Here is a 3,923-nt window from a genome sequence, read left to right as displayed (position 1 = left end):
CCTGATAACTCAGGTTTTTTTTATTTTGTGTTGGACAATTTTGTCATGAAAAAATGCTCAAAAGCGCCTACATTCTGACGGACTTAGAAATCCTGCTTGATGAATTCCGAAGGGCTCATACCATTCTTTTGTTTAAACACCCGACTGAAATAGAACGGATCCTGGAAGCCGGACCTGACTGCAGCATCACTAATAGAGCTCCCCCGTGAGATCCACTGAATAGCATGATCGATTCGGATTTCGTTCAGAAATTCAATCGGTGTGACCCCTTGCATGCGATGGAACAGTTGTCCGAAGTAGGAGGGAGTGAGACCTGCTAGATCGGCTAGTTGATGTAGCGAAAGCTTTTCATGATAATTTTTTTCCATATAATCTATAACATTTTGAATGCTCTTGAACTGCTTTCGATTGCCTGATTGTCCCGACAATTCCAAACTGAGCTTATTCAGGATGGTAAGAAACGCGCTTCGGCAGTGCAACATATTCGCGTTCTTGCCCCGTCCCCAGGCCATTGAGAGATCGGCAAATAAGCGAATAAAACGCTCTAGACTGTTGAGGTTGATATATGTAGGCATCGGGAGATGTGTCACAAATGATGCTTTCGTATCGATGGAGGGCTCTAGAAGCGATAAACTGAAATTTCCTCCCATCACATGCAGGCAGTTTTCTTGCGAGGTGCTATAGCCAAACTCTTCGTCCACCGGATGATAAACAAGCATGCCCTTGCGTAGCTCGGTTTTTATTCCCTCCGTGTAAGCGAATCCTTCCCCATCTATAATGAGCATGATGTTGTGAAACGGATGTCGACCATTGGCAACACGCCAACTGCGTTGAACTTGGTAGTTGACAATATGCAGAGGGGTGGCAACTAGTAGCTGGAGTTTCGTGAGATCATCCATTGGAATTTGTAGCTCCTCTTGTTAATAAAAGTATGAAATAAAAATATTATAATCTAAATCGAGAGATTGTACATGAGATATATAGATTATCTATGGTCATAAGTAAAAATAACACTAATATAAAAGTGAAAAGAGATAAGCAAGCGATGAGGGGGATTAGGCTGACATGAAAATAGGCGTTGCTGACTATGGCATGCAAGTGTGGGACGGCGGTTTTTTTGATTATGAAGAGCGTTGGAATCAACTAAAACTTATCGGATATGAGGGAATCGAGCGGCTTACCGCTTTTAGTTGTGAGGAAGCGCTTAACAAGGCCGCACGGATGAGGAAGGATGGGATGGCGTTTACGACGGTTCGGGGTCCCAGCGTTGAATTATCCATCAAGTGGACTGCAGGTTTGGGAAAGGACTACGTCTGGATTCAAGTTACAGAAAATCAAGATTTTCAATCGTTCTACCGACAGGTAAACATCATGACGGAGGCTTGCCGCCGTTCTGGCATATACGCAGCGATACATAATCATATGGGCACTTTGGTAGAGACGCAAGAACAATTGGAAAATTTCTTGGAAGCATGTCCATTCACCAAGATCGTGTTTGATACGGGACACCTTGCTGCAATGGGCGGAGATTGTGTAGAGATTGTGCAGAAGTACGCAAATCGTATTCAAGTAATTCATGTAAAGGACTGGTTCGTTGAGAACGACGGTGCAAGTGAATGGTACCGAAGGGGACGGTTTTGCGGCTTGGGTAAAGGCAATATCGGAATCGATACCAAGGTTATTCTCGATACGGCGGTACAGATGAACTATAACGGCTGGGTTTATGTCGAGCATGACACACATCTGCAGGATCCGTTGATTGACCTAACGGAGAGCAGAGACTATTTGAGAAAGGCAGGATATTAACGATGAGCGAACCAATTAGAATCGGGTTAATCGGTATTGGCCGTGCAGGCTGGGGGATGCATTGTCCTGAGCTGGAGGGGAAGGACAAACAATTCCAATTCGTTGCTGCTTGCGATCCAATTGCATCTCGCAGGGAGAAGATGGCTGAGCGTTATGGTTGCAGGACGTATGAGTCTGTAGAGCAGCTAGTGAACGACCCCGAAGTAGAGCTAGTTGATATTGCCAGTCGTTCCAGCGACCACTTCGCTCAAGGGCAATTGGCGCTGATAGCTGGGAAGGATATTCTCGTTGAAAAGCCTTTTACGGTTACTTATGAAGAAGCTCTCCGACTGGTCGAATTATCGCAGCAGTATGGCAGACGGATTTACGTTCGTCACAACCGGCGGTTCGATCCAGATTTTCTTCATGTATCGGAGATCATTGCAAACGGAATTCTCGGAGATATTCATACGATAAAACTGAATCGTCACTCGTATGCGAGAAGAGACGATTGGCAGACTCTCAAAGCTTTCGGCGGTGGTCAGCTCCTCAATTGGGGGCCTCATATTATTGATCATTCGCTTCAACTACTGCAGAGCCCAATAAAGAGTTTGTGGAGTGATTTACAGCAAATCGCTGCTGCTGGGGATGCCGAAGATCAGGTGAAGATCATATTTCAGGGAGAAAATGGGCGGATTGTTGATATGGAGATCAGCGGAGGAGCAGCAATATCTTCTCCAACCTACATCGTACATGGTACAAGAGGCAGCATGACTTTGACTGGAAGTACGATTAGTTTGAAATATCTGGACGCAAGTAATCACCTGCATCCGATTGATGCTAATCCTGGGACACCAGGAGAATTTTTTGGAAGTTCGGGGACGTTCGAAGCAAAGGAAACGCTGGCTTGGTTAGAGACCGAGGTAAAGGTGGAGCCCCAAAAGAGCTATGATTTTTGGGATTTGCTTCACCAAAGCATACGTGAACAAAAGGAATTCCCTATTAAGCTTGAGGAAGCGCTGGAAGTGATGCGGATCATCACGGAGGTGCGTAAGAACACTAGATTTGAACAGTAAACCATGTAACCTGTAACTCGATACAAAACAAGAAACTTCTAGAATATTTGTCGCAAAGCAGTATGAGTTTCTATTTTTCAGCAAAGATTCCTCAAATTAATCTTAGTGATTCAAAGAAAGAAGCAAACATTATTCGTTGCTTCTTTTTTTGCATTTACAAAAATCCTAGAGGACGAGAGGCAGCAGATTGAAACTTATAATCGCATTAACAAAGAAATTGATTGTAAGGTGTATGACACTAAATAAATGTCGGATGACAAGAATATGTACCGATTGCCGAATTAAGCCAAGAATGTATTCCCATTGCCGATGAGCTATTTTGTTTTCTAACGAAGGCTCATTTATTCGTGAAATTTGTCTGCTTGGTAAGGGACGATAGTTAACGCTCTAAAAGAATGCTACGGGACACGCCAGAAAGATCGACTGCCTGTCATCAAAAGAACTCATACGCTTTTTCATAAAGAATACCCTTGTGCTATCAAGTAATTTCCTGTACAAGAAAATGAATCTTCCATTTTGTGCAACGCTGAAGAAGTCCTGSATTTAAATSCAGGACTTCTTCAGCGTTGCATAATTAATATCGAGTTGCTTAAAAGTATTAGAATACTATTTTCCAGGTTTCTGAGCAAAAAGTTGTCTCCACGAAGCAGGTGTAAGACCGTGTTTTTTAACAAATAAGCTGTGAAACTGGTGGATGGAACTGAATCCTGTCTCTTCTGTAATTCTTGAAACATTTAATGGAGCCGAGCTTAGCAATTGTTCGGCCTTATATAGTCTTATATTGATAAGATATTGTTTAGGGGAGAGTCCCATCACCTCTTTAAATTTATGACGAAAGTAGCTTTCCGAGATGAAATATTTCTCAGGTATCGATTGAATACGATATTCGGAATGAAAGTGATCCTCCATTTCCTTCGCTACTTCTTGAATACAATTAAATACATTCATATTCACGCCCTCTGTCGGTTCGGAACGGATTAGAAGCAACAAGAGGGATTCAAGGCCGATTCGAAGAGCGTCTTGCTTTACCATGCTGAATGACAAGGATTCTCTCACCAATCC

General features: G+C 43.1%; 4 protein-coding genes. 2 read left to right on the top strand and 2 right to left on the bottom strand.

The window, feature by feature from the left end; all coding sequences use genetic code 11:
- Window positions 1-83 precede the first annotated feature (83 nt).
- Window positions 84-899, bottom strand: a complete 816-nt coding sequence (locus tag AC1DWN_RS29670; protein WP_477562464.1) for a helix-turn-helix domain-containing protein — start codon at window positions 897-899, stop codon at window positions 84-86.
- Window positions 900-1,065: 166 nt separating this feature from the next.
- Between AC1DWN_RS29670 and AC1DWN_RS29665 the strand changes: the two genes are divergently transcribed.
- Together AC1DWN_RS29665 and AC1DWN_RS29660 are read left to right on the top strand one after the other, a co-directional pair.
- The gene (locus tag AC1DWN_RS29665; RefSeq protein WP_477562463.1) at window positions 1,066-1,806 is read left to right on the top strand and encodes a sugar phosphate isomerase/epimerase family protein; all 741 of its coding nucleotides are present in this window, start codon (window positions 1,066-1,068) and stop codon (window positions 1,804-1,806) included.
- A 2-nt stretch (window positions 1,807-1,808) separates the two neighbouring features.
- The gene (locus AC1DWN_RS29660) at window positions 1,809-2,861 is read left to right on the top strand and encodes a Gfo/Idh/MocA family protein (protein WP_477562462.1); all 1,053 of its coding nucleotides are present in this window, start codon (window positions 1,809-1,811) and stop codon (window positions 2,859-2,861) included.
- Between the two features lie 606 nt (window positions 2,862-3,467).
- Here the strand turns inward: AC1DWN_RS29660 and AC1DWN_RS29655 are convergent.
- The coding region (locus tag AC1DWN_RS29655) for a helix-turn-helix transcriptional regulator (protein WP_477562461.1) at window positions 3,468-3,923 on the bottom strand (456 nt) is incomplete at its 5' end.

This window comes from Paenibacillus sp. P4_A7 (assembly GCF_056402455.1).
Note: the sequence above shows the minus strand (reverse complement) of the source record. Positions and strands in the feature narration are given on the sequence as shown.

Coding starts and splice junctions, on each gene's coding strand:
- AC1DWN_RS29670 (WP_477562464.1), bottom strand. CDS start 899: ATGGATGATCTCACGAAACTCCAGCTACTAGTTGCCACCCCTCTGCAT.
- AC1DWN_RS29665 (WP_477562463.1), top strand. CDS start 1,066: ATGAAAATAGGCGTTGCTGACTATGGCATGCAAGTGTGGGACGGCGGT.
- AC1DWN_RS29660 (WP_477562462.1), top strand. CDS start 1,809: ATGAGCGAACCAATTAGAATCGGGTTAATCGGTATTGGCCGTGCAGGC.